This is a genomic window from Lysinibacillus sp. NPDC093210 (genome assembly GCF_044753985.1).
Lineage (GTDB): Bacteria > Bacillota > Bacilli > Bacillales_A > Planococcaceae > Lysinibacillus.
In genome coordinates this window covers 1-24,726 of the sequence record NZ_JBIVOE010000007.1, presented here as the reverse complement: position 1 = coordinate 24,726, position 24,726 = coordinate 1, and the positions used below count along the sequence as shown (strand labels likewise).

The window sequence follows — 24,726 nt, the reverse complement described above, 5'->3', positions numbered from 1 at the left end:
AAATTCTGATATTATATAACCAAAAATAGGCTTTTCCAAACGTCAAAATACTACGCTAGGAGAAGCCTATTTTGTTTGTATAACTATTAGTAAAAACCGCATAGAATCCCACAGGAAAGACAAGTGCACATTACACAACAGAGAGCACTAGATAACGATGCAACTAACATCTCACCTATAGATAGCACAACGGTTTGCATTTTATTTAGACGTTAAAGCGGAATAACATGATATCGCCGTCTTGTACAATATATTCTTTACCTTCAAGACGTACTTTCCCCGCTTCTTTAGCAGCAGCTTGTGAGCCTGCCTCTACTAAATCATTGTAAGCAACTGTTTCTGCACGAATAAATCCGCGTTCGAAGTCTGTATGAATGATACCAGCACATTGTGGTGCTTTCATGCCTTTACGGAATGTCCATGCACGCACTTCTTGTACCCCAGCAGTGAAGTAAGTAGCAAGACCTAATAAATCATAAGAAGTACGGATAAGTTGATCTAGGCCTGATTCTTTAATGCCTAATTCCTCTAGGAACATAGCTTTTTCTTCATCATCAAGCTCTGAAATTTCTTCTTCGATTTTAGCACAAATTGTAATTACTTGAGCACCTTCAGCCGCTGCATATTCACGTACCTTTTGAACATATTCATTATTATCTGCATCTGCAACTTCGTCCTCTGAAACATTTGCAACGTATAGCATTGGTTTAATAGTTAATAGGTGAAGACCTTTAATGACTTTTAACTCGTCTTCTGAAAGCTCTGCTGCACGAGCAGGTCTACCGTTTTCTAATTCTGCTTTGATTTTAAGAAGAATTGGTTCTTCAACCATCGCTTCTTTATCTTTTTGCTTCGCCATTTTGCTCACACGTTGTAAACGTTTATCAACTGATTCTAAATCAGCAAGTGCAAGCTCTAAATTAATGACTTCAATATCATCAATTGGATCTACTGCGCCAGATACGTGTGTAATATTTTCGTCTACAAAGCAACGTACTACTTGGCAAATTGCATCAACTTCACGGATATGTGCAAGGAATTTGTTTCCTAGTCCTTCTCCTTTAGAAGCGCCTTTTACGATACCAGCAATATCAGTAAATTCAAAAGCTGTTGGGACTGTCTTTTTCGGTACTACTAATTCTGTTAGTTTATCTAAACGTGCATCTGGTACTTCCACGATACCTACGTTTGGATCGATTGTTGCGAATGGATAGTTTGCAGCCAAAGCGCCCGCTTTTGTAATTGCGTTAAATAGTGTTGATTTTCCAACGTTAGGTAAACCAACGATTCCAGCTGTTAATGCCATAAATGGACACAACCTTTCTATGATCAGTTCAATTTTGTTGTTTTTATCCCGTATTATTAGGTGCTAAAATTCTTACTTCAAACAGCACATTTGTGTAAGCCGAGGGATTGAAATTGATTCAATTGTAGGTAGAATCCCTAATGCAATTAAGTGCATAGTTGATATTCATCCCTTTGAGGACTTCTGAAGCAAGTTAGAGATTTCTGTATAACCCTATCTATTATATTGATTCGCCCATAAAAAGTCTAATACGCAAAAAGCTAGGCTTCACTTGCATGCTTAAGGACCTTTTTCATTTTTTTCTCAAATTCTCGACGTGGAATCATCACACTGTGCTGACACCCTTCACATTTAATGCGCACATCCGCACCCATCCGAATAATTTTCCACTCATTTGTGCCACAAGGATGCTGTTTTTTCATTTCAACAATATCATTTAGTTCAAACTTTTTCGCTTCCATATTATTCACTACTCCCATCTTCTTTCCCATTTCCACCATATAACATCATATTAGGATACGCCATAGGAATATTATGTTCTTCAAACAGTTTTGTTACATCACGACGAATTGTTCGTGCCACACCATATTGTTGCTGTGGTAATGTCTCTGCAGCAATACGAATGGTTACTTCGGTACCTTTTACATTTTGTACACCTAAAAAGATAGGTGCTGCTACAAGCTCTTTATGAATTTTTGGAAGCGAATCTAAATACTGTTTAATAAGCGCTTCCGCTTTTTCAAAGTCTGCATCTGTAGTCATTTGTAAATCTATAAAAATTTTCGAGTTATTGATAGAGTAATTAATAACTTCTCCAATTGAACCGTTTGGAATAATAAATTGCTCACCAGTAGAACCTTTAATTTTTGTTGTACGTAATCCAATTTCTACAACAGTTCCTTCTGCTGCGTTTATTTTAATATAATCCCCTACACCAAATTGGTCTTCAAAAATAATAAAGAACCCTGTAATGACATCCTTCACTAAACTTTGTGCACCAAAACCGATAGCTAAACCGACAATTCCAGCCCCTGCAAGCAAACCAGCGACTTTAATGTTTAGCGAAGATAGGATAGCTATAATAGCTGAAAAATAAACAACATAGGAAATAACACTTTGTAGTAATCTCGCAATTGTTCGTTGCCGACGCTCTGAGTGATTTAATGGTGAGCGCATACGTATTAAGAATACTTTTTTGATAAATTTTTTACCTAATCGCACTGTTAACCACGATGCAATAAGGATTATCGTAATCTCAAATGTTGCATCAATTACCTGATCCCAAAATGTCTCGGACGTGACTATATCCCATTTTTTCTTTATCCACCTAGCGTTAAAATCCATTATTACCACCTCTTGAATAACTTGTTAAAAATTTGCGTATACTGCATAAAAATTGAGCACTTCCACCAAATAAAAATGAAAGTGAGTTTTTTTATGAATACTATACCTAATTTAGTACTACCCTATTCTCTTCATCATGAAAGTAAAAATGCCGTGTGGCAATTGAGTACATTATTTTTAGAGTATATCCCTTTCCATCATGAACGTCTTGTTTTTTGCTGTATCGGTAGTGATCGTTGTACTGGGGATACACTCGGTCCATTAACAGGAAGCTTTTTGAAAAAGTCTGTTAGTTTTCCCTATGAAGTTGTAGGAACTTTGGAAAATCCATTGCATGCCCTTAACTTAGATACTTCAATACAGCAGCTACACCATCATACTACGAAACCATTTATCATTGCGATTGATGCATGTCTCGGTAGTGAACAAAATGTTGGTCATATTGCCGTGCAGGATGGACCAATATTGCCTGGGAAAGCTGTAAAAAAAGAATTGCCCCCAATCGGTGACATTTCCGTTAAAGGAATAGTCAATATTGGAGGCTTTATGGAAATGCTTGTTTTACAAAATACTAGGTTGCATATATCTTATGCAATGGCCGAAAAGCTTTCACGAGCTTTACTGCTTGCTGCACATCGTTACTCACTGAAAAGGATAGATGATGGCAACCATAATACCGACAACGACGATACCCGGCAACAAGTTGGCAGCCTTGATCTTTGTTAAGCCAGCTATATTCAAACCTATCGCTAAAATCATAACACCACCTACAGACGTCATTTCTGTGATGAACATCTGTAGTGCATCATCTGGAATATAAGCACTGATAACGCCTGCAAAAATTGCAATAATACCTTGATAAACAAATACTGGAACGGCTGATAATAGTACGCCAATACCTAAAGTAGACGCTAAAATAATCGATGTAAATCCATCAATAATCCCTTTTGTTATTAGGACGTTATGGTCATGACGAAGACCACTATCGAGTGCACCTATTATCGCCATTGATCCAACAACAAATATTAATGAAGCAGTTACAAAGCCTTCTGCAATATTAATTTGATTGTCGCTATTACGCCTTTTACTAAAAAGCGATTCTACCCACTGACCAAGTCGATTCATTTGCTTATCTAAATCTAACCATTCTCCTATCACAGTTCCTACTACTAAACTTACCACTAAAATAATAAAATTATTACTCTCAAAGCCCATTTTTATTCCTAATAGTGCGACTGATAAGCCAATAATCGATAATACAGAAGTTTTCATCGACTCAGGAATATTTTTGAAAATGCGCCCCACCAATGCGCCTACTACTATTAGTAGTGCATTAATTAATGCTCCTAAAATAACCACACAAAGGCCTTCTTTCTCTCTAAAAAATAGAGAGCGCCTAGTATGTCGGCGCTCTAATTTACATTAATGGTCCCTTAATCGTCTTCTTGGATGTTTAATATTTCCAAAATACGTTCTAAGTCATCTTCTGAATAAAATTCAATCTCAATTTTACCTTTATTATTCGCTTTTTTAATTTGGACATTTGTACCAAAATAATCTCTTAACTGAGATTCCTTCGCTACAACAAAAATATCCTTCTTCTTCGGCTGCGATGTTTCACGTGAAACTTCTTCATTTAAATTTTGCACTAAAATTTCAACTTGGCGTACGTTTAAACCTTGTTTTATAATCTTGAGTGCAATTTCTGGAATTCTTCGTTTATTTTTCAATCCAAGTAATGCACGTCCTTGCCCCATTGATAATGTACCGTCATTCATTAATGCACGAACATCCTCTGGCAAAGCTAATAATCGAACGTGATTGGCAATGTGTGGTCTACTCTTACCTAATCGCTTGGATAGTTCCTCTTGTGTTAAGTGTAAGTTTTCCATTAAACTTTGATATGCTTCAGCCTCTTCAATAACTGTTAAATCTTCACGCTGAAGGTTTTCTAATATTGCAAGTTCCATCATTTGTGAGTCTGTTAGCTCTTTAACAATGGCTGGTATTATGTCTAGCCCAGCTATTTGTGCTGCTCTAAAGCGACGTTCGCCCGCTACAATTTCATATTTTCGTGCCTTTTTTCGTACAGCAATTGGCTGTAAGATACCATGCTCTTGAATTGAATCTGCTAATTCTTGCAAAGCTTCTTCATCAAATATTTTACGAGGCTGAAATGGGTTTGCGACTATTAGCTGTAGTTGTAGTTCTTCTACTTGCCCGCTTTGTTCTAACGATTCTCCTGGAAATAGAGCACCAATACCTTTTCCTAAACCTTTAGCCATTTTTAATCACTTCCCTCGCCATCTCTAAATAAACTTCAGCTCCTCTTGATTTTGCATCATAAATGATAATAGGCTGTCCATGACTCGGAGCCTCACTTAATCGCACATTACGAGGAATTATTGTTTTATATACTTTATCTTGAAAATATTTTTTTACTTCATCAATTACTTGCAACCCTAAATTGGTTCTTGCATCAAGCATTGTTAATAATACACCATCAATATATAGCTGCTGATTCAAATGCTTCTGCACTAAACGTACAGTGGACAATAATTGGCTTAAGCCCTCTAAGGCATAATATTCGCATTGCACAGGAATAATCAACGCGTCCGACGCAGTTAATGCATTAATCGTTAAAAGCCCTAGTGACGGTGGACAATCAATAATAATATAGTCATAGTCTTCTTTCACATCTTGAAGTGCGTGCTTTAAACGTACTTCCCGAGAAATAGTGGAAACTAATTCAATCTCTGCTCCCGCTAGTGAAATGGTTGCAGGAACGATTGATAGATTTTCTACATTTGTTTGTTGAACGACATTTTCAACATTTTCATCATCGATTAGGACATCATAAATACAACTTTGTATTTCACCTTTATTAATGCCAAGTCCACTTGTTGTATTGCCCTGTGGATCTGTATCGATTAATAGCACTTTTTTCCCCAAGTATGCCAGACAAGCGCTCAAATTGACCGATGTCGTTGTTTTACCTACGCCACCCTTTTGATTGGCGATTGCTATAATTCTACCCATTTAAAAGCACCTGCTTTCATCTATCAAAGTTTGCTTTGACAAATCCATTTGTAAAATCATTGTTCAATACCGTTATCTTAATTATCATTCTATCAAAAAAAACGAATAGAGTTGTATAAAATATTAAGAATATATACAAAAAAGGAGGCATCTTAGAAATAATTCTAAGATCCTCCTCTGTACAGAAGATATAGTACAGTACAAATTACTTTTTTAGTATAATTAAATATTTATTAAGATTTCTTCTTTTTAGGTATTTTCACTGTAATTTGATAATATTCTTCCGTATCTTCTTCCTCTGTTTTAACCGTTATACCACTTTTCGTCACCATTGATAGCGATTGCTTAATCGTATTCAATGCGATACGAACATCTTTACTTATCGCTTTCCTTTTCGGCTTCACCTTTTTAGGAACATCTTCTTCTTGATCCACCACTTCAGGATGTAGCAATGTATGAATGTGCTCTTCTAATTGACGCACATTCCAATCATTTTCAATTGCCCCTTGCAAAATTTCTAATTGCAAAGGTTGGTCTTTAATTGCAATTAGTGCACGTGCATGTCTTTCAGAAATTTGACGCTTTAAAATAGCTTGCTGTACTTCTTCAGGAAGCTTTAATAGACGTAATTTATTGGCTACCGTGGATTGTCCTTTTCCTAGACGTTGAGCCAGTGCTTCTTGTGTTAGTTCATGAAGCTCTAATAATTTTTGGTAGGCAACCGCTTCTTCAATTGCCGTTAACTCTTCACGCTGAAGGTTTTCGATTAATGCAATTGATGCTGTTTCCTTATCCGTTAAATTTCGTACAATCGCAGGAACTTCCGTCCATTGTAGCTTTTTCATTGCTCGGTAACGACGCTCACCGGCAATGATTTCATATTGATTGTTTGCTGTGCTACGTACAACAATTGGTTGAATCACACCATGAGTATGAATGGTTCTTGATAATTCTTCAATTTTTTCGTCATCAAAAATAGTACGTGGCTGAAAACGGTTTGGTACAATTTGATCGATTGGAAGCTTAATAACCTCTTCTGTTGTACGAACCGCCTCTGCTTGTTCTACTTCATTTTCCACAATAGGCTCTGCTTTATTTCCGCCTCCAAAAAAACGTGAAAAAGGACTTTTCATCCAAGTGGCACCACCTTTAAGTAACTATCTTGCTCTGTCTCATTCTATTATTATTTATTATATTTCCTAAAATGTATATAGTTCATAGATGTCATTTGCGTGAACCATCCATAACTAGTATGTATGCTCAAACTAGAGAAAATATATTTCCAGTTTGAGAAGTTTCACATGAAACACTAATTATTGAATAGGTGTTTTATTTGGTACACCAGGTTTACGCGGGTATTTTTTTGGTGTTCCTTTTATTTTATCAAAAACATATAAAGTACGTTCACTTTCTTCAACAGGTAAAGAGAAAGAATATTCTTCTTTTAGTGAAACACCTAAAGTAATCAATGCTTTTTTTGCATCTTTTAATTCTTCAGGACCTGCAGAAGCCTTTAATGCAACAAAATAACCACCCTGTTTTGCCAATGGCACACATAATTCTGATAGTACAGACAAGCGAGCTACTGCACGGGCTGTCACAACATCAAATTGCTCACGATATTTTACATTTTGACCGAATTCCTCTGCGCGTGCATGAACAAAATGCATATGGTCTAACTGTAATTCATCACTTAAATGATTTAAAAATGTAATTCGTTTATTTAAAGAATCTACAATTGTTACTTGTAAATGTGGGAAGCAGATTTTAATTGGAATACTTGGGAAACCAGCTCCTGCTCCTACATCACAAACTGTTGTTACCTTTGTAAAATCAAAATAAAACGAGGCACTAATTGAATCATAGAAATGTTTTAAATAGACCCCTTCAAAATCTGTGATAGCAGTTAGGTTCATCTTTTCATTCCACTCGACAAGCAGTTCAAAATACTTTTTAAACTGTGCAACTTGCTTTTCAGAAAGCTCGATGCCCTTGTCCTTCAATGCCTCAATAAATTGTTGTTCGTTCATGTAAGGTCTCCTTTAAAAAATGGCTCAGTATAGTCTAATTGCTGTTTGTCATGTCTATTAGGAAGCAATCAACCTCGAGGCATAATATAGCCTAAAAATAGGAAGCGGGCACAATGGTATGCCCGCCTCTTATTCACTTTGCTGTTCCTCTATTATTCGCCACTTACACGTGCGATTTTTCCTTGTTCGATGTACACAAGTAAAATCGAAATGTCTGCAGGGTTTACACCAGAAATTCGAGACGCCTGTGCAATAGAAAGTGGCGTTACTTGTTTTAATTTTTGTCGTGCTTCTGTTGCAAGACCTGAAATGGCGTCATAATCAATGTTTTCTGGAATTTTTTTATTTTCCATTTTATGAAGCTTTTCAACTTGTTGCAATGCCTTTTCAATATAACCTTCATATTTTAGCTGAATTTCGATTTGCTCTTTTATTTCATCCGTAAATTCAATATCAGCTGGTATTAATGAAGAGACTAAATCATAGTGCATTTCCGTACGTTTTAATAAATCTGCGCCACGGATTCCATCTTTCAGTTCACTACCACCTACAGAGCGAATGGTAGATTGCGTTGCTTCATTCGGTTTAATAATGACTTCACGAAGGCGTGCAATTTCATTTTCAATTAACGATTTTTTCTCCATGAACTTTTCGTAACGTTGCTCTGATAACATACCCATTTTATAACCGTGTTCTACTAAACGTAAATCTGCATTATCATGACGCAGTAGTAAACGATATTCAGCTCGAGATGTTAGGAGACGATAAGGCTCATTCGTACCTTTCGTTACTAAATCATCGATTAAGACACCGATATAAGCATCAGAACGGCTTAAAATCAGTTCTTCTTTACCAAGGGCGTTGGCAGCGGCATTCATCCCTGCCATTAAGCCTTGAGCAGCAGCTTCTTCATAGCCTGAAGTTCCGTTAATTTGTCCTGCTGTATATAAACCTTTAATGCGTTTCGTTTCTAACGTTGGCCATAATTGTGTTGGCACAATGGCATCATACTCAATGGCATAGCCTGCACGCATCATTTCAGCTTGTTCTAAACCTGGTATTGATTTTAGCAAACGTTGTTGAACATGCTCAGGTAAGCTTGTCGATAAACCTTGCACATAAACTTCTCGAGTATTGCGTCCTTCTGGCTCTAAGAAGATTTGGTGGCGCGGCTTATCATTAAATCGCACGACTTTATCTTCGATTGAAGGACAATAGCGCGGGCCAGTTCCTTTAATCATACCTGAGTACATCGGTGAAAGATGTAAATTCGCCTCAATAATTTCATGTGTTTGAGGGCTTGTATATGTTAACCAACAAGGAAGTTGATCCATGATGAATTCCGTTGTTTCAAAGCTAAATGCATGCGGTACATCATCGCCTGGTTGGATCTCTGTTTTTGAATAATCAATTGTACGGCTATTAACACGAGGTGGTGTACCTGTTTTAAAGCGCACAAGATCAAAGCCTAGTTCTTTTAAATTATCGGCTAAGCGAATTGAAGGCTGTTGGTTATTTGGGCCACTTGAATATTTCATGTCCCCTATAATAATTTCACCACGTAGGAATGTACCTGTAGTTACCACTACTTTTTTGGCACGATAAATAGCACCAATTTGTGTAACAACACCTTTTACTTCGTCTTCTTCAATAATCAGCTCTTCTACCATCGCTTGATGTATAGTTAGGTTTTCATTTTCTTCTAATACACGTTTCATTTCTTGTTGGTATAGTACTTTGTCCGCCTGTGCACGTAATGCACGAACAGCTGGACCTTTCCCTGTATTCAACATACGCATTTGAATATGCGTTTTATCAATAACTTTCCCCATGACCCCACCTAGTGCGTCAATTTCACGTACGACAATCCCTTTTGCAGGACCACCAATGGATGGGTTACATGGCATAAATGCAATCATATCTAAGTTGATTGTTAACATGAGCGTGTTAGCGCCCATTTTAGCAGCAGCATACGCAGCTTCTGCGCCTGCATGACCCGCTCCAATAACAATCACATCAAACGTGCCTGCCTCATATTGTGTTGGCATGCTCGTATCTTCCCTTCTCTAGTAGAATTATTTCCCTAAACAGAACTGTGAAAATAGCTGATTTATTAGGCTTTCTTGCACCGTATCCCCAATAATTTCACCAAGTATTTCCCAAGTTCTTGTTACATCTATTTGCACCATATCAACCGGTACTCCAGCCTGTGCTCCAGCTAACGCGTCCTCTACGGTCGCTTGCGCTTGGTGGAGTAATGCAATATGACGTGCATTTGATACATATGTTAAATCGCCCGCTTCAATTTGACCCTCGAAGAATAATGCAGCAATTGCTTCCTCTAATTCTGTTATGCCTTCTTCTTGTAAAAGAGACGTTGTCACAATACGATGACTACCTGCTAAATCTTTTACACGATCTAAATCAATTTTTTGCGGTAAATCTGTTTTATTGACAATGACGATATAATCCATCGCCTCAATTGTTTCGAAAAGACGTTCATCCTCAATCGTTAATTCATCTGCATAGTTTAATACGAATAAAATTAAATCTGCGCTTTGTAACGCCTCACGAGAACGTTCAACACCAATTCGCTCTACAATATCTTCTGTTTCACGAATGCCTGCCGTATCGACTAAACGAAGAGGTACGCCACGTACATTTACGTACTCTTCTATAATATCACGAGTTGTACCTGCTATATCTGTCACAATCGCTTTATTTTCTTGTACTAAACTATTTAAAAGTGAAGATTTCCCTACGTTCGGTCGTCCTAAAATAACAGTCGATAAGCCTTCACGTAAAATTTTTCCCTGAGAAGACGTTTGTAAAAGTTTAATAATTTCATTACGCACCCATGTACATTTTTCAAGCAATACGGGCACTGTCATTTCTTCTACATCATCATACTCTGGATAATCTATATTAACCTCTACTTGCGCTAATGTCTCTAGCAATGCTTGGCGTAAATCACCGATGAGGCGAGATAATTTCCCATCCATTTGACCAAGCGCTACATTCATCGCACGATCTGTCTTTGCTCGAATTAAATCCATCACCGCTTCGGCCTGCGATAAATCAATACGTCCATTTAAAAATGCACGTTTTGTAAATTCTCCTGGCTCTGCAAGTCTTGCACCATTCGTTAATACTAATTTTAATACTCGATTAACTGACACAAGTCCTCCATGACAATTAATCTCGATTACATCCTCACGCGTGAACGTTTTCGGTCCTCGCATTAACGATAGCATGACTTCTTCTACTACCTCATTTGTTTTAGGATCCACTAAATGCCCATAATGAATTGTATGTGAAGCCTGCTTTGTTAAACTTTTCCCACCAGGCGATTTAAATATTTTATCTGCAATCGCTACTGCTTCATCTCCACTTAAGCGAACTATAGCAATAGCACCTTCACCCATAGGTGTGGATATCGCAGCAATTGTATCGAACTCCATTTCATTACCTCCTCAACGTTATCCACATGTGGATAATTAAAACCGATCAACACTTTCTAACATCTTAGACTAACATATTTTCGATAAAATCTAAAGTAAGGATAATTTCCAATTGTGGATAAGCTGGAAATTTTAATCCTTTATCCACGTATTGAAACTTGCAATATCCGACATTTTTCGACTTGTTGCATGGGTACACACATTAATTGGCTTATAAGACATTAAAAAACGGCCACTTTATCATAGATAAAATGACCGTTTTTTTTTTATAGCATATGTCTGTATGCCTTTTCGTAAAGAGAGCCTAGGCTTTCTTTACTGGTTCAATAACTAAATAGCGATTCGGTTCTGTTCCTTCTGAATATGTTTCAATATCAAGGCGATTCGCTAATTGATTATGAATAATTTTTCTTTCGTATGATTGCATCGGCTCAAATGCCACACGTTGATTTAAACGAAGTGCCTTATCAGCCATACGATCCGCCAGTTGCTCTAAGGCTACTTGACGACGTTCTCGGTAGTTTTCAACGTCTAATTTAACCATTAGGAACTGTTTAGCCGTTTTATTTAATACAAGTTGTGTTAATTGTTGCAAGGAATTTAACGTTTGACCGCGTTTCCCTATAAGCAGTGCTGCCTTCTCACTATTCAATTGAAACATCACATATTTACCTTCGCGCTTTGTTTCAATTTCAAGATCTTGAATGTCCAATTGCTTAGCTATACTTACTAGGTAAGCTTTTGCTTCTTCTATTGGATTTATAGAGTGATCTTCTTCCTCTTTTTCCTCTTCTTTAACTACTTGTTGAATAGCTTCAATATCCATTGGTTGTTCTGAAACTTGTGAACTTGATTTTTCAACGTCATCCACTACCTTTTGTTCGTTCAATTGCTCAGTAGCTGTTTCACCTTGCTCAGCTACACTTTCCATTTCTGTAGTTGGACGAACTTGTACTTCCTTTACAGTCACACGCACTTCTGCAGAACGTGCTCCAAAACCTAAAAATCCTTTTTTACCTTCTTGTAAAACTTCAACATCTACTTGTTCACGGGTTTTGCCAAGTTTCTGTAACGCCAATGAGATCGCTTCTTGTGTTGTTGCGCCTATTTGCGTAAGTTGTTTCACTTTTTAGCCCCTCCATTTTGAGCAGGTTGTGTTTTATTTTTTTGCCAAGGTTTATAAATATACAGGTTTTGAAGAATCGAGATAATATTCCCGATTACCCAATATAGTGATAATGCAGCTGGTAACGCCATACCAAAACCGATAATCATGAATGGCATAATATACATCATTATTTTCATTTGAGGGTTATCCATTGCTGGGCCCGTACGTAAAACGAAAAATTGCATGATACCAGCAATTATTGCCAAAGCAGGTGCAGATTCTGCTAATGGGAAGATAAAGAAATTTCCTAAATCAAAAGCAGGTGTAGCATTCATTCGACTAATCGCATGATAGAAACCAATTAAAATTGGCATTTGAATGACTACTGGTAAACATCCAGCAACTGGGTTTACACCGGACTCACTCATCAGCTTCATCATTTCTTGCTGATACTGTTTCTGTGTTTGTGCATCCTTAGAAGCATACTTCTTCTGCAATTCCTTCAATTTTGGCTGAATTTCTTGCATTTTTTTAGAGCTCTTCGTTTGTTTAATCATCAATGGAAGAATTGCTAAACGAATAATAATTGTTACCGCAATAATCCCCCATGCATACGTACCAAGTAAATCAGCAAAATATTTAATTGCTGATACTAGCGGCCAAACAATGAATTCATTCCAGAAGCCTTGGCTTTCTTTGGATATTGGTTCATTAAATTCTGTACATCCAGATAGTAGTAATGCTACTGATACTAGCGACAAAATTACCCAAAGTTGTTTCTTCAACCGTCTTCCCCCTACAATTACTATTCACTTTTCTTAAATCTATATGCGTTGTCTTTATTCAATTTTATAATTACGACTGAATAAAGTTATCAGTTATTTTATCATGCAAATTAGCTTTCACTCTACTAAATATGCCAATTATTATAGGCTCATGCAGTATTGTGTTTACTAAATTAACATAAGTTATCGTGGAATCTTTTATAAGTGTACTTTATCGCCACTTTGGTTGCCGTATGTATTACGATTTCTTTAATACTCTAGCAATTCGTAGTACATGCTGCAAACTTTGTTTCACTTCATGAAAATCCATAGTGGCCGCCGGATGTCTGGCGATAATAACATAGTCCATATTCGGCTTTAGTTCATCTTTTAATTCATGAATACTTTGTCGAATATAACGTTTAATTTGGTTGCGTGTTACCGCATTACCAAGTTTTTTACTAACTGATAAACCTACACGAAATTCTGTTTGTCCCTCTTTTGGGAAAAAATAAACGACAAACTGTCGATTCGCGAAAGATTTACCCTTTTTAAACACCTTTTGAAAATCCTCATTCTTTTTCACTCGTTGGCGTTTTTTCATTACTTTCACCTGCTACTAAATTATACTTTTGATCCTTATCGGCTTCAAAAAATAAAGAAAAAAAAGACCACTGATGTGGCTCAGTGGACTTATTTTATGCTGATAAAACTTTTCTTCCTTTACGACGACGAGCAGCAAGAACTTTGCGACCGTTTTTCGTGCTCATACGTGCGCGGAAACCGTGAACTTTGCTGTGCTTACGTTTCTTTGGTTGGTAAGTACGTTTCATTGTATATAGACACCTCCTGAATGAAAGTTGAATTTTTCAACATACAGACCTGCATATTATATAAAGTAAACAGCTACTTTGTCAATGAATTTTATAAAATTCTTTTAATCCGTCTAATCTATGTTTTTAATTTCCCTCTTTTAAATTATCCACAGAATACTTGTTTTTTTTACACAGACCTGTGTATAGTATTTTTTGCCTTATTTTTTATCCACAACGGTTATCTACAGCTTTTTCACATAAGCAGTCCTTGTGGACAACTCAATAGTGAGTAAATCAAGGTTGTGTGGATAAGTTTCATAAACTATTGAAATAGCTTTGTTTTTCTGATACGATTACTGTGCTTCACTTTGTTGAAAACTAAAACGAACTATTCTTTTATCCACAACTGTTGATATGCTGTGGATAATTTTTATCACAGCCTTTGGTTAAGTATTATCCACAGCTTGTGATTTTGTGGATTAGTCGTAAAATGAACGTATTTACTTATCACATAAATGCACTATATTTTTTTATTGCTGTATATGTATTGAACTGTAAAGGAGAATAGCAGCTTGGAACATTTAGAAGAATTATGGAATAATGTCCTGGCTCAAGTTGAACAAAAAATTTCTAAACCAAGCTTTGAAACGTGGCTAAAGTCTACAAAATTACTTTCTTACAATGGAAGTGGTTCAACAGTGACAATTGCCGCGCCAAATTCGTTTGCTCGAGACTGGCTTGAAAATCATTATATTCATTTGATTACAGGTATATTAACGGAGCTAACAGGCGAAGACTTGCTTATTAAATTTGTTGTTCAAAAAAACCAGGATTCGGACGATTTTGACTTACCAGCGCCGATTATCCAAGCTAAAAATAACGACCATCATGATATTTCACCAGGAATGTTAAATCCGAAATATACATTTGATACGTTCGTTATTGGCTCTGGAAACCGCTTTGCTCATGCTGCATCATTAGCTGTCGCTGAGGCCCCTGCAAAGGCTTATAACCCTTTCTTTATATATGGGGGAGTAGGGCTTGGCAAAACGCATTTAATGCACGCTATTGGCCATTATGTGTTAGAACATAATCCTAATGCAAAAGTCGTTTACTTATCATCAGAAAAATTTACGAATGAATTTATTAACTCTATTCGTGATAATAAAGCACTCGATTTTCGCAATAAATATCGTAATGTAGATGTTCTGCTAATTGATGATATTCAATTCCTTGCTGGAAAAGAATCAACTCAAGAAGAATTTTTCCATACTTTTAACACATTACACGAGGAATCAAAACAAATTGTCATTTCTAGTGACCGTCCACCAAAGGAAATCCCTACTTTAGAGGATCGCTTACGTTCTCGATTTGAATGGGGGCTTATTACAGATATAGCACCACCAGATTTAGAAACGCGTATTGCCATTCTACGAAAAAAAGCTAAAGCGGATGGTTTGGATGTACCAAACGAGGTAATGCTCTATATCGCGAACCAGATTGACTCCAATATCCGGGAGCTTGAAGGTGCGCTTATTCGTGTCGTAGCATACTCATCGCTAGTTAACAAAGATATTAATGCTACATTAGCCGCTGAAGCGTTAAAAGATATTATTCCTAATACGAAGCCAAGAACTGTAACTATTTTAGACATTCAAAATGCTGTAGGAGAGCACTTTAATATTCGTTTAGAAGACTTTACAGCTAAAAAACGAACAAAACTAATCGCCTTTCCTCGACAAATTGCGATGTTTTTATCGCGCGAATTAACAGATTTCTCATTGCCGAAAATTGGCGAAGAATTTGGTGGTCGTGATCATACTACAGTTATTCATGCACATGAAAAAATATCTTCGATGTTGAAAAATGACACTCAGTTGCAACAAGATATTAAACAAATTCGTAGCATGCTAGGGAAATAATCTTGTGGACAACTCAAATATTTAAACACAAACTTATACACAGTCTATCTACATGTGGATAGACTGATTTTATTCACATAGAAGCACTTATCCACAAATCCACAGGGCCTATTACTATATCTTTTATATTTAAATAAATAAATAATATAAATATGTGAGGGAAAAGAAATGAAATTTGATATTTTACGTGACCGTTTACTAGAAGGTTTAAATGATGTCATGAAAGCAGTAAGTTCAAAAACAACTATTCCAATATTAACGGGGATTAAAATTGATGTGACACACGAAGGAATTCGTTTAACTGGTAGTGATGCTGATATTACAATTCAAACATTTATTCCTGTAGAAGAAGATGGACAACAAATAATACACATTACAGAAACAGGTTCAATTGTTGTACAAGCACGTATGTTCAATGAAATCGTACGTAAATTGCCAACAAATGAGGTAGAAATTCAAGTTACAACAGGTTTCCAAACGCATATTCGCTCAGGTAAATCTGAATTCCATTTAATTGGCTCAGATGCAGCTGAATATCCTTTATTACCCGAATTAACCGAAGATCAAAAATTTACTATACCTGCAGACCTATTAAAATCAATTATCCGTGAAACAGTATTTGCTGTAGCTACTTCAGAAAGCAGACCGGTGTTGACAGGTGTAAACTGGCAGATAAAAAACGAAACATTAATCTGTGTTGCAACAGATAGCCATCGTTTAGCAAGACGTAAAGTACAACTTGAAGATTTACCAGAAGTTGAACATAGCGTCGTAATTCCTGGTAAAAGTTTAAATGAGTTAAACAAAGTGTTAGAAGACTCTACAAACCTTGTCCAAATTGTTATTACAAGTCAGCAAGTATTATTTAAAACAGGAGATGTATTATTCTTCTCTCGCTTGCTTGAAGGAAACTATCCTGATACATCACGTTTAATTCCAGAAGAATATCAAACAAATGTAACGATTAACGGTAAAGCATTGTTACAAGCAATCGATCGTGCATCACTTGTGGCGCGAGGTGATCGTAATAATGTCGTGCGATTTGAAATTTTAGACAGTCAAGCGGTTGAAGTTTCATCGAATTCTCCGGAGATTGGTAAAGTACAAGAAGAAATACTTGTTGAAGCATTAGAAGGGGAAAGCTTAAAAATTTCCTTTAGCGCGAAATACATGATGGAAGCATTGAAAGCAATCGATGGCCAAGATGTAGTGATTCAATTTACAGGCGCTATGAGACCGTTTATTTTACGTTCTGTGCACGATGATGCAATTCTACAATTAATTTTACCAGTACGAACATATTGATCATCTAATTTTTATTAGTTGAGCAATGCTGAGAAAAGATATTTGTGTTACGTTTACTTTATTTGGATAAACTTTGGGATAGTCGCTAGTTGCGGCTATCTTTTTTTACTTATGATGCATTTTTAGGTATGATAGAGAGATAGACATTCTGTATTTGGAGGGTAACACAGCTATGAAAGACATTGAAATCGACGTAGAGTTTGTCACATTAGGGCAACTTTTAAAAATGACCGATGCTATTAGCTCAGGTGGAATGGCAAAATGGTTTTTACACGAAAATGATGTTTACGTAAATGGCGAGGTAGACGATCGCCGTGGTCGCAAATTACGTAATGGAGATGTTGTAAATATCCCTGGATCTGGCCGGTTCCGAATTGTTGGGCCTCTTGGACAATAAATTATGCATATAGAGCAGTTAAAACTTACAAATTACCGTAATTATGACGAATTGGCGTTAAATTTCTCTCCAAAAATAAATGTATTTATTGGTGAAAATGCCCAAGGGAAAACAAATGTTATGGAATCTATCTACGTATTAGCGATGGCTAAATCGCATCGTACGACGAACGATAAAGAATTGATACGTTGGGATTCAGACTATGGTAAAATAGAAGGGGCCGTTCAAAAAAGGCATGGTATTTTACCGATAGAGCTTACCATTACGAAAAAGGGCAAAAAAGGTAAGATTAATCATATTGAACAAAGTCGCCTGAGCCATTACATTGGTCAAATGAATGTAGTGATGTTTGCGCCAGAAGATTTGAACGTTGTAAAGGGAAGCCCGCAAATACGACGACGTTTTATCGATATGGAGATTGGTCAAATTTCGCCAGTCTACTTACATGATTTATTAACCTTTCAAAAGATTTTAAAACAACGTAATCATTATTTGAAGATGAATCAGGGCAAGGTAATGACGAACGACGTGATGTATGATGTTTATAATGAGCAGTATATTCACGCAGCTACCCAAATTATTCGAAAAAGATTTCAATTTATGGATTTGTTACAGGAGTGGGCAGAACCAATTCATGCAGGAATTTCACAAGGCAAGGAAACTTTAGTTATTAAATACCGCACCGTAGCAGGTATTAATAAAGGACTTACGACTGGTGAAATTGAAGATCTCTTGCTTAAAAAGCTAATAGAGGTTAAGGACCGTGAATTTGATCGTGGCGTCACTATGGTTGGTCCACATCGAGATGATTTGCAATTTTTGGTGAACGACTATGATGTGCAAACATATGGCTCCCAAGGGCAGCAACGTACTACTGCTTTATCATTAAAGCTTGCCGAAATTGAGTTAATTAAACAAGAAACAAATGAAACACCCATTCTACTTTTAGACGATGTATTGTCGGAACTCGACGATTATCGCCAATCGCATTTATTAAATACCATTCAAGGTGAAGTCCAAACCTTTGTAACGACTACAAGTGTTGATGGAATTCATCATGAGACGATGGAACATGCACAGCTGTTCCACGTGAAACAAGGTGCGATTGAAGAAAGTTAGCCAGGGAGTTTTTTAGATTATAAAAGAATGGTAATAGTCAGCTCGGTTGACTGTTCATTCATTTACACACAAAGATGTTATGAAGGAGTAGATGGAAGCCGTGGCTATAGAAAACGAAGGTTTACAAGATCAAGCGTATGAAGCCGATCAGATACAGGTATTAGAAGGTTTAGAAGCGGTTCGTAAAAGACCAGGGATGTATATCGGTTCAACAAGCTCTAAAGGACTTCACCATTTGGTGTGGGAAATAGTTGATAATAGTATTGATGAAGCACTTGCAGGATTTTGTACTGATATCTCAGTTACGATTGAAAAAGATAACTGGATTCGTGTAGAAGATAATGGGCGAGGAATTCCTGTAAGTATTCAAGAAAAAATGGGTAAACCAGCTGTTGAAGTAATTATGACAGTGCTCCATGCCGGAGGTAAATTCGGTGGTGGGGGTTACAAGGTATCTGGTGGTCTTCATGGTGTAGGGGCGTCGGTTGTAAATGCTTTATCAATCGAGACAATCGTTCAAGTTCACCGTGAGGGACATATCCATGAAATAAAATTCGAACGTGGCCAAACAAAACAGGCGCTAACTGTTATTGGTGAAACAGATCATAACGGAACAACTACTCGTTTCAAAGCAGATCCAGAAATTTTCAAAGAAACAACCGTTTATGAATTCGATATTTTAGCACACCGTATTCGCGAACTAGCGTATTTGAATCGCGGTATTCGAATTACAATTGCAGATGAGCGTGAAGATGAGATACGTTCTACTACATATCATTATGAGGGTGGTATTCGTTCTTATGTAGAGCACTTGAATAAATCTAAAGAGCCGATCCATGAACCAATCGATGTTCTTGGTGAAAAGGATGGTATTTCAATTGAAATTGCAATGCAATATAATGCAGGCTTTTCTTCGAATATATTCTCATTCGCAAATAACATCAATACGTACGAGGGTGGTACACATGAGTCTGGCTTTAAAACAGCACTGACTCGTGTTATCAATGATTACGCACGTAAAAATGGTCTATTAAAAGAAGCAGATGCCAACCTTACAGGTGAAGACGTTCGAGAAGGGTTAACGGCTATTGTATCTATTAAGCATCCTGATCCGCAATTTGAAGGACAAACGAAAACAAAGCTCGGTAACTCAGAAGTAAGCCAAATAACGAATGCATTATTCTCAGATGGCTTTGAACGTTTTATGTTAGAAAATCCAACTGTAGCACGTAAAATTATTGATAAAGGCTTAATGGCTGCTCGCGCACGTGTAGCAGCGAAAAAGGCTCGTGAATTTACACGCCGTAAATCAGCGCTTGAAGTATCAAGTTTGCCTGGTAAACTTGCGGACTGTTCTTCTACAAATCCTGCAGAATGTGAAATTTACATTGTAGAGGGTGACTCTGCCGGTGGTTCAGCAAAATCTGGACGTGATCGTCATTTCCAAGCGATTTTACCTTTACGTGGAAAAATTTTGAACGTTGAAAAGGCACGATTAGATAAAATTTTATCGAATGCAGAAATTCGAGCAATGATTACAGCATTCGGTACTGGTATTGGTGAGGAATTTAATTTAGAAAAAGCCCGTTATCATAAAATCATTATTATGACGGATGCCGACGTAGATGGAGCACATATCCGTACGTTACTTTTAACATTCTTTTTCCGTTTCCTAAGACCGCTAATAGATGCTGGCTATATTTATATTGCACAACCACCACTATATCAAGTGAAGCAAGGTAAGCATGTTGAATATTGCTATGATGATATTGCGCTACAAGAGATTTTAGGAAGATTGTCAAGTATGCCAAAACCTGTCGTTCAACGTTATAAAGGTCTTGGGGAAATGAACGCAGAGCAGCTATGGGATACAACGATGGATCCAGAGCACCGCACATTGTTACAAGTAGAATTAGATGACGCGATTAAAGCAAATGAAGCTTTCGAACGCTTAATGGGCGATGAAGTAGAACCTCGTCGTCAATTCATTGAAGAAAATGCAGTATACGCTAATTTAGATATTTAATTTTTCTTGAGAGGAGGTCTACACTTTGTCAGAACAAGAACGCTCCGGAGTAAAAGGAGTTAATATAACAGAAGAAATAGAAACATCCTTCCTCGATTATGCAATGAGTGTAATCGTTTCGCGTGCATTACCAGATGTGCGCGATGGATTAAAACCAGTTCATCGTCGTATTCTGTACGGCATGCAAGAGCTAGGTAATACAGCAGATAAAGCGTATAAAAAATCAGCACGTATCGTTGGGGATGTAATGGGTAAGTACCATCCACATGGTGACTCCTCTATTTATGATGCAATGGTACGTATGGCGCAAGATTTTAGTTATCGTTACATGCTAGTTGATGGTCACGGGAACTTTGGTTCTGTCGATGGCGACGGAGCTGCGGCAATGCGTTATACAGAATCACGTATGTCTCGTATTGCAATGGAAATGCTTCGTGACATAAATAAAAACACAATTGACTACACAGATAACTATGACGGCTCTGAAAAAGAACCAATTGTTTTACCAAGTCGCTATCCAAACTTATTAGTTAATGGTGCGGCGGGGATTGCCGTTGGTATGGCAACAAACATTCCCCCGCATAATCTTGGGGAAACGATTGATGGAGTGTTAGCACTATCTGAAAATCCTGCAATTACAACCGAAGAATTGATGGAAATCATTCCAGGTCCGGATTTCCCAACTGGGGGAATAATTTTAGGGCGTAGTGGTATTCGCCGTGCTTATGAAAGCGGTCGTGGCTCAATTATTATTCGAGCTAAAGTAGAAATTGAACAAAGATCTAATGGTAAGGAAACAATTCTTATTCATGAATTACCTTACCAAGTAAATAAAGCAAAACTAATCGAAAAAATCGCAGAGCTAGTACGCGATAAAAAAATCGATGGCATTACAAATTTACGTGATGAATCTGACCGCCGTGGTATGCGAGTAGTTATTGAAATACGAAAAGATGCAAATGCTAATGTAGTCTTAAATAATCTATATAAACAAACAGCGATGCAATCAAGCTTCGGTGTTAATATGCTGTCGTTAGTAAATGGTCAACCAAAAGTAATGGGCATAAAAGAGATGCTTTATCATTATTTAGAGCATCAAAAAGTCATTATTCGTCGCCGTACTGAATTTGACCTAAAGAAAGCGGAAGACCGTGCGCACATTTTAGAGGGCTTACGTATTGCACTTGACCATATCGACGAAATCATTGCAATTATTCGTGGTTCTCGTAGCGGTGAAGAAGCAAAACCACAATTAATGGAACGATTTAATTTATCTGAACGTCAGGCGCAAGCTATTTTAGATATGCGCTTAGTTCGTTTGAGTGGATTAGAACGAGAAAAAATTGAAGCAGAATATCAAGAGTTACAAGTGCTAATTGCTGAATTAAAAGCAATTCTAGCTGACGAAGCTAAAATTGTTGAGATTATTCGTACTGAAATATTAGAACTTAAAGAGCGCTTCAATGATGCACGTCGTACCGAAATTACATCTGGCGGTATGGAAATGATTGAAGATGAGGATTTAATTCCTGTAGAAAATTCGGTTGTTACTTTAACGCATAATGGTTATATTAAGCGCTTAGCTGCCAATACATACCGCAGTCAAAAGCGTGGTGGCCGTGGTGTACAAGGAATGGGTACAAACGATGATGATTTCGTAGAACACCTTATGAATACTTCCACGCATGATACTATTTTATTCTTCACATCTAAGGGGAAAGTATTCCGTGCGAAAGGCTATGAAATTCCTGAGTATGGCCGTACAGCTAAAGGTTTACCTATCGTTAACTTACTCAATATCGATAAAGGTGAAAAAGTTACTGCAATGATTCGCGTAGATTCATTTGATAAGGATGCTTATTTTATCTTTACGACGAAAACAGGTATTACGAAGCGTACACCAGTATCACAATTTGCTAATATCCGTACAAATGGCTTAATTGCTATTAGTTTACGAGAAGATGATGATTTAATTGCTGTTCGTTTAACGGATGGTGTAAAGCAAGTTATTATAGGTACACGTGACGGGATGCTTGTTCGTTTCCAAGAAGATGATATTCGATCAATGGGTCGTACAGCAGGCGGTGTCCGTGGTATTAAACTACGTGACGGCGATGAAGTAGTTGGAATGGAAATCGTTGAACCAGGACAAGAAATTTTAGTTGTTACCGCAAAAGGCTATGGTAAACGTACAACCGAAGAGGAGTATCGTTTACAGAGTCGCGGTGGCGTTGGTTTAAAAACAATTCAAATTACCGATAAAAACGGTCCTATGGTAGCTGTTAAAACTGTCGATGGTTCTGAAGATTTAATGCTTATTACAATTAACGGAATGCTTATACGTATGGATGTAAATGATATTTCACTAATCGGTCGTAGTACTCAAGGAGTTCGTTTAATTCGCTTAGGAGATGACGAACTGGTTGCTACTGTAGCGAAAGTGGAAAAAGAAGACGAAGATGTGTCTGACGAAGAAGATGAAAATGAACAAATAGAAGAATAAAAAAAAGCCGATGACGACAGCTCTAGTTGCTGCTCATCGGTTTTTATTATATATCGTGAAAAATAAGTAATAATTTTGAAATTCGTGATAATATATTAATAGACCTTAATTTAAGTAAGTGAAATAGTAAAGAGGTGTTTAATTTCGTGGAAACGGTACATGTCCCAATTTCAGAATTACGATTAGGAAAAGTTATTTCTGAAGATATTTTTGCTAATACACAATATCCTATTATCTTTAAAGATACAGTAGTATCCCATGAACATTTACAAGTTTTTAGTGCATTTAATATTTCAAGAGCACCTGTATATAAAGATAATGTAAAAGATGTTTTAGTAGAAACCGAAAAAGAAATAGATTTTGTTATACAACCGGAAGCTATCCCAACCTTTAAAAGAGTTTACGACAATTCTGTGGAACAATTTAAAAGGGAGTTCAAAAATTGGGAGGCTGGTGCAAAGGTAGATATTACAAAAGCGCGTACAATTATTTTGCCTTTACTAGATATGGTATTAGAAGATCGTACTATAATTTTTAACTTAAACGAATATTCTAATCCTAAAGATTATTTATATCATCATTGTGTAGGTACAGCTTTGATTTCTTCCGTTATTGCTCAAAAATTAGGTTATGATAAAGGATTAACGATTCAAATAGCAATTGGTGGTTTATTAGCAGATTGCGGAATGGCTAAAATTCATCCACGTATTCGAGATAAAAAATCGACTTTAACCGAACAAGAATTTTCAGAGATTTATAAACATCCTATATATAGCTACAACATGATAAAGGATTTAACCATCTTGAAAGATACAATAAAAGAAGCCATATTCCAGCATCATGAGCGCTTAAACGGAAGCGGTTATCCTAAAGGTGAGAAAATTGCTAATATATCTATCTTTGCTCAAATTATTGCTGTTGCAGATGTTTTTCATGCTATGACATGTGAGCGTATCTATCGATCTAAACAATCTTCGTTTAAAGTTATAGAAATGATTAATGAGTCAGAGTTTGGAAAGTTTGATATTAAAGTAGTAAGAGCACTGATTGATTTAGTGGCAGACCTACCTATTGGTACAATTATTGAGCTTTCAAATCTAGAGCGCGGGGAAGTAATGTTCGTTAACAAATATGCTCCAACTCGACCAATAATTAAATTAAGTATCACTGGTGAGATTTTTGATTTAGGTAAAAATCGTACTTTCTATATTTCACGAATAATTACAAATGAATAGCATGAGCAAAGTATTAATAAGGCAGTCATTAAAGGTTCTGATTGCCTTATTAACTTGTTGTAATATAAGAGTGAATTATCGTTATTAAAAACTATTTTATTTTTTTTAGAGAAAGTGTTGACATAGATTATGATACTTGATATTATTAATGAGTCGCCAAGAGGTGACGCGTAAAACGAAACAAAATGAACCTTGAAAACTGAACAAGCAAAACGTAATCAATATAGTTTTTATTAGCTAACTTCGTTAGTGAACGAAACAAAATTTTGGACATCAAAATTGATGCCAGCAAAACAATTTGAGCTAATCAAATTTCTTTTATGGAGAGTTTGATCCTGGCTCAGGACGAACG

Annotated in this window: 22 protein-coding genes; 8 read left to right on the top strand and 14 right to left on the bottom strand. The window is 36.7% G+C overall.

Annotated features, from left to right (window positions below):
- Positions 1 to 205: 205 nt before the first annotated feature.
- The 3 genes from ychF to ACIP9C_RS16185 all read right to left on the bottom strand — a co-directional run bounded on the left by ychF (position 206) and on the right by ACIP9C_RS16185 (position 2,650).
- Positions 206 to 1,306, bottom strand: coding sequence for a redox-regulated ATPase YchF (ychF, locus tag ACIP9C_RS16195; RefSeq protein ID WP_401012258.1), 1,101 nt, complete (start codon positions 1,304 to 1,306; stop codon positions 206 to 208).
- Positions 1,307 to 1,566: 260 nt separating this feature from the next.
- Positions 1,567 to 1,767: a DUF951 domain-containing protein gene (locus ACIP9C_RS16190; protein ID WP_340821535.1), complete on the bottom strand. Its 201-nt coding sequence runs from the start codon at positions 1,765 to 1,767 to the stop codon at positions 1,567 to 1,569.
- 1 nt (position 1,768) lies between these two features.
- Positions 1,769 to 2,650 carry a mechanosensitive ion channel family protein gene (locus tag ACIP9C_RS16185; protein ID WP_401012257.1) on the bottom strand — a complete coding sequence of 294 codons (882 nt, stop codon included), beginning with the start codon at positions 2,648 to 2,650 and terminating at the stop codon, positions 1,769 to 1,771.
- A gap of 93 nt (positions 2,651 to 2,743) precedes the next feature.
- Here ACIP9C_RS16185 and yyaC point away from each other — a divergent pair, with 93 nt between their 5' ends.
- The gene (gene yyaC, locus ACIP9C_RS16180; RefSeq protein WP_401012255.1) at positions 2,744 to 3,376 is read left to right on the top strand and encodes a spore protease YyaC; all 633 of its coding nucleotides are present in this window, start codon (positions 2,744 to 2,746) and stop codon (positions 3,374 to 3,376) included.
- Here the strand turns inward: yyaC and ACIP9C_RS16175 are convergent.
- The 11 genes from ACIP9C_RS16175 to rpmH form a co-directional block, all read right to left on the bottom strand.
- Complete coding sequence (locus tag ACIP9C_RS16175) at positions 3,293 to 4,009, bottom strand: DUF554 domain-containing protein (RefSeq protein WP_401012253.1); 717 nt, start codon at positions 4,007 to 4,009, stop codon at positions 3,293 to 3,295. The genes yyaC and ACIP9C_RS16175 overlap by 84 nt on opposite strands.
- Before the next feature lie 74 nt (positions 4,010 to 4,083).
- Positions 4,084 to 4,935, bottom strand: a complete 852-nt coding sequence (locus ACIP9C_RS16170; protein ID WP_401012251.1) for a ParB/RepB/Spo0J family partition protein — start codon at positions 4,933 to 4,935, stop codon at positions 4,084 to 4,086.
- Entirely contained in the window at positions 4,928 to 5,689 is a 762-nt protein-coding gene (locus tag ACIP9C_RS16165) for a ParA family protein (RefSeq protein ID WP_173479136.1), read from the bottom strand. Before ACIP9C_RS16165 ends, ACIP9C_RS16170 begins: the two co-directional genes overlap by 8 nt.
- Before the next feature lie 233 nt (positions 5,690 to 5,922).
- The gene (gene noc, locus ACIP9C_RS16160) at positions 5,923 to 6,822 is read right to left on the bottom strand and encodes a nucleoid occlusion protein (RefSeq protein ID WP_401012249.1); all 900 of its coding nucleotides are present in this window, start codon (positions 6,820 to 6,822) and stop codon (positions 5,923 to 5,925) included.
- A gap of 180 nt (positions 6,823 to 7,002) precedes the next feature.
- Positions 7,003 to 7,719, bottom strand: coding sequence for a 16S rRNA (guanine(527)-N(7))-methyltransferase RsmG (rsmG, locus tag ACIP9C_RS16155; protein WP_401012247.1), 717 nt, complete (start codon positions 7,717 to 7,719; stop codon positions 7,003 to 7,005).
- 152 nt (positions 7,720 to 7,871) lie between these two features.
- Positions 7,872 to 9,767 (bottom strand): tRNA uridine-5-carboxymethylaminomethyl(34) synthesis enzyme MnmG, encoded by a 1,896-nt coding sequence (gene mnmG, locus ACIP9C_RS16150; protein WP_401012245.1) that lies wholly within the window; start codon positions 9,765 to 9,767, stop codon positions 7,872 to 7,874.
- Between the two features lie 27 nt (positions 9,768 to 9,794).
- Positions 9,795 to 11,180, bottom strand: a complete 1,386-nt coding sequence (gene mnmE, locus ACIP9C_RS16145) for a tRNA uridine-5-carboxymethylaminomethyl(34) synthesis GTPase MnmE (protein WP_401012243.1) — start codon at positions 11,178 to 11,180, stop codon at positions 9,795 to 9,797.
- Between the two features lie 304 nt (positions 11,181 to 11,484).
- Positions 11,485 to 12,306 (bottom strand): RNA-binding cell elongation regulator Jag/EloR, encoded by an 822-nt coding sequence (jag, locus tag ACIP9C_RS16140; protein WP_401012242.1) that lies wholly within the window; start codon positions 12,304 to 12,306, stop codon positions 11,485 to 11,487.
- Entirely contained in the window at positions 12,303 to 13,073 is a 771-nt protein-coding gene (gene yidC / locus ACIP9C_RS16135; RefSeq protein ID WP_173479130.1) for a membrane protein insertase YidC, read from the bottom strand. The genes jag and yidC overlap by 4 nt, the downstream gene beginning before the upstream one ends.
- A 238-nt stretch (positions 13,074 to 13,311) precedes the next feature.
- Positions 13,312 to 13,656 carry a ribonuclease P protein component gene (rnpA, locus tag ACIP9C_RS16130; protein ID WP_340821516.1) on the bottom strand — a complete coding sequence of 115 codons (345 nt, stop codon included), beginning with the start codon at positions 13,654 to 13,656 and terminating at the stop codon, positions 13,312 to 13,314.
- 94 nt (positions 13,657 to 13,750) lie between these two features.
- Positions 13,751 to 13,885 (bottom strand): 50S ribosomal protein L34, encoded by a 135-nt coding sequence (rpmH, locus tag ACIP9C_RS16125; protein WP_004233310.1) that lies wholly within the window; start codon positions 13,883 to 13,885, stop codon positions 13,751 to 13,753.
- A 554-nt stretch (positions 13,886 to 14,439) separates the two neighbouring features.
- On the opposite strand from rpmH, the gene dnaA reads away from it, so the two are divergent.
- The 7 genes from dnaA (at position 14,440) to ACIP9C_RS16090 (ending at position 24,374) form a co-directional block, all read left to right on the top strand.
- Positions 14,440 to 15,789 (top strand): chromosomal replication initiator protein DnaA, encoded by a 1,350-nt coding sequence (gene dnaA / locus ACIP9C_RS16120; RefSeq protein ID WP_401012240.1) that lies wholly within the window; start codon positions 14,440 to 14,442, stop codon positions 15,787 to 15,789.
- 168 nt (positions 15,790 to 15,957) lie between these two features.
- A complete protein-coding gene (gene dnaN / locus ACIP9C_RS16115) occupies positions 15,958 to 17,094 on the top strand; it encodes a DNA polymerase III subunit beta (RefSeq protein WP_401012238.1) in 1,137 nt (378 codons plus the stop codon).
- 172 nt (positions 17,095 to 17,266) lie between these two features.
- A complete protein-coding gene (gene yaaA, locus ACIP9C_RS16110) occupies positions 17,267 to 17,491 on the top strand; it encodes a S4 domain-containing protein YaaA (RefSeq protein ID WP_401012236.1) in 225 nt (74 codons plus the stop codon).
- A gap of 3 nt (positions 17,492 to 17,494) precedes the next feature.
- Positions 17,495 to 18,610, top strand: a complete 1,116-nt coding sequence (gene recF / locus ACIP9C_RS16105) for a DNA replication/repair protein RecF (protein ID WP_401012234.1) — start codon at positions 17,495 to 17,497, stop codon at positions 18,608 to 18,610.
- Between the two features lie 91 nt (positions 18,611 to 18,701).
- Positions 18,702 to 20,636 carry a DNA topoisomerase (ATP-hydrolyzing) subunit B gene (gene gyrB / locus ACIP9C_RS16100; RefSeq protein WP_401012232.1) on the top strand — a complete coding sequence of 645 codons (1,935 nt, stop codon included), beginning with the start codon at positions 18,702 to 18,704 and terminating at the stop codon, positions 20,634 to 20,636.
- A 25-nt stretch (positions 20,637 to 20,661) separates the two neighbouring features.
- On the top strand, positions 20,662 to 23,139 hold the full coding sequence (gene gyrA / locus ACIP9C_RS16095) for a DNA gyrase subunit A (protein WP_401012230.1): 2,478 nt from the start codon (positions 20,662 to 20,664) through the stop codon (positions 23,137 to 23,139).
- Positions 23,140 to 23,285: 146 nt separating this feature from the next.
- Positions 23,286 to 24,374, top strand: a complete 1,089-nt coding sequence (locus ACIP9C_RS16090) for an HD-GYP domain-containing protein (protein WP_401012228.1) — start codon at positions 23,286 to 23,288, stop codon at positions 24,372 to 24,374.
- Positions 24,375 to 24,726: the final 352 nt, after the last annotated feature.

What these genes read in the sequence shown, in the direction of transcription:
- ychF (WP_401012258.1), bottom strand. Translation starts at nt 1,306, where the DNA reads ATGGCATTAACAGCTGGAATCGTTGGTTTACCTAACGTTGGAAAATCA.
- ACIP9C_RS16190 (WP_340821535.1), bottom strand. Translation starts at nt 1,767, where the DNA reads ATGGAAGCGAAAAAGTTTGAACTAAATGATATTGTTGAAATGAAAAAA.
- ACIP9C_RS16185 (WP_401012257.1), bottom strand. Translation starts at nt 2,650, where the DNA reads ATGGATTTTAACGCTAGGTGGATAAAGAAAAAATGGGATATAGTCACG.
- yyaC (WP_401012255.1), top strand. Translation starts at nt 2,744, where the DNA reads ATGAATACTATACCTAATTTAGTACTACCCTATTCTCTTCATCATGAA.
- ACIP9C_RS16170 (WP_401012251.1), bottom strand. Translation starts at nt 4,935, where the DNA reads ATGGCTAAAGGTTTAGGAAAAGGTATTGGTGCTCTATTTCCAGGAGAA.
- ACIP9C_RS16165 (WP_173479136.1), bottom strand. Translation starts at nt 5,689, where the DNA reads ATGGGTAGAATTATAGCAATCGCCAATCAAAAGGGTGGCGTAGGTAAA.
- noc (WP_401012249.1), bottom strand. Translation starts at nt 6,822, where the DNA reads ATGAAAAGTCCTTTTTCACGTTTTTTTGGAGGCGGAAATAAAGCAGAG.
- rsmG (WP_401012247.1), bottom strand. Translation starts at nt 7,719, where the DNA reads ATGAACGAACAACAATTTATTGAGGCATTGAAGGACAAGGGCATCGAG.
- mnmG (WP_401012245.1), bottom strand. Translation starts at nt 9,767, where the DNA reads ATGCCAACACAATATGAGGCAGGCACGTTTGATGTGATTGTTATTGGA.
- mnmE (WP_401012243.1), bottom strand. Translation starts at nt 11,180, where the DNA reads ATGGAGTTCGATACAATTGCTGCGATATCCACACCTATGGGTGAAGGT.
- rnpA (WP_340821516.1), bottom strand. Translation starts at nt 13,656, where the DNA reads ATGAAAAAACGCCAACGAGTGAAAAAGAATGAGGATTTTCAAAAGGTG.
- rpmH (WP_004233310.1), bottom strand. Translation starts at nt 13,885, where the DNA reads ATGAAACGTACTTACCAACCAAAGAAACGTAAGCACAGCAAAGTTCAC.
- dnaN (WP_401012238.1), top strand. Translation starts at nt 15,958, where the DNA reads ATGAAATTTGATATTTTACGTGACCGTTTACTAGAAGGTTTAAATGAT.
- yaaA (WP_401012236.1), top strand. Translation starts at nt 17,267, where the DNA reads ATGAAAGACATTGAAATCGACGTAGAGTTTGTCACATTAGGGCAACTT.
- recF (WP_401012234.1), top strand. Translation starts at nt 17,495, where the DNA reads ATGCATATAGAGCAGTTAAAACTTACAAATTACCGTAATTATGACGAA.
- gyrB (WP_401012232.1), top strand. Translation starts at nt 18,702, where the DNA reads ATGGAAGCCGTGGCTATAGAAAACGAAGGTTTACAAGATCAAGCGTAT.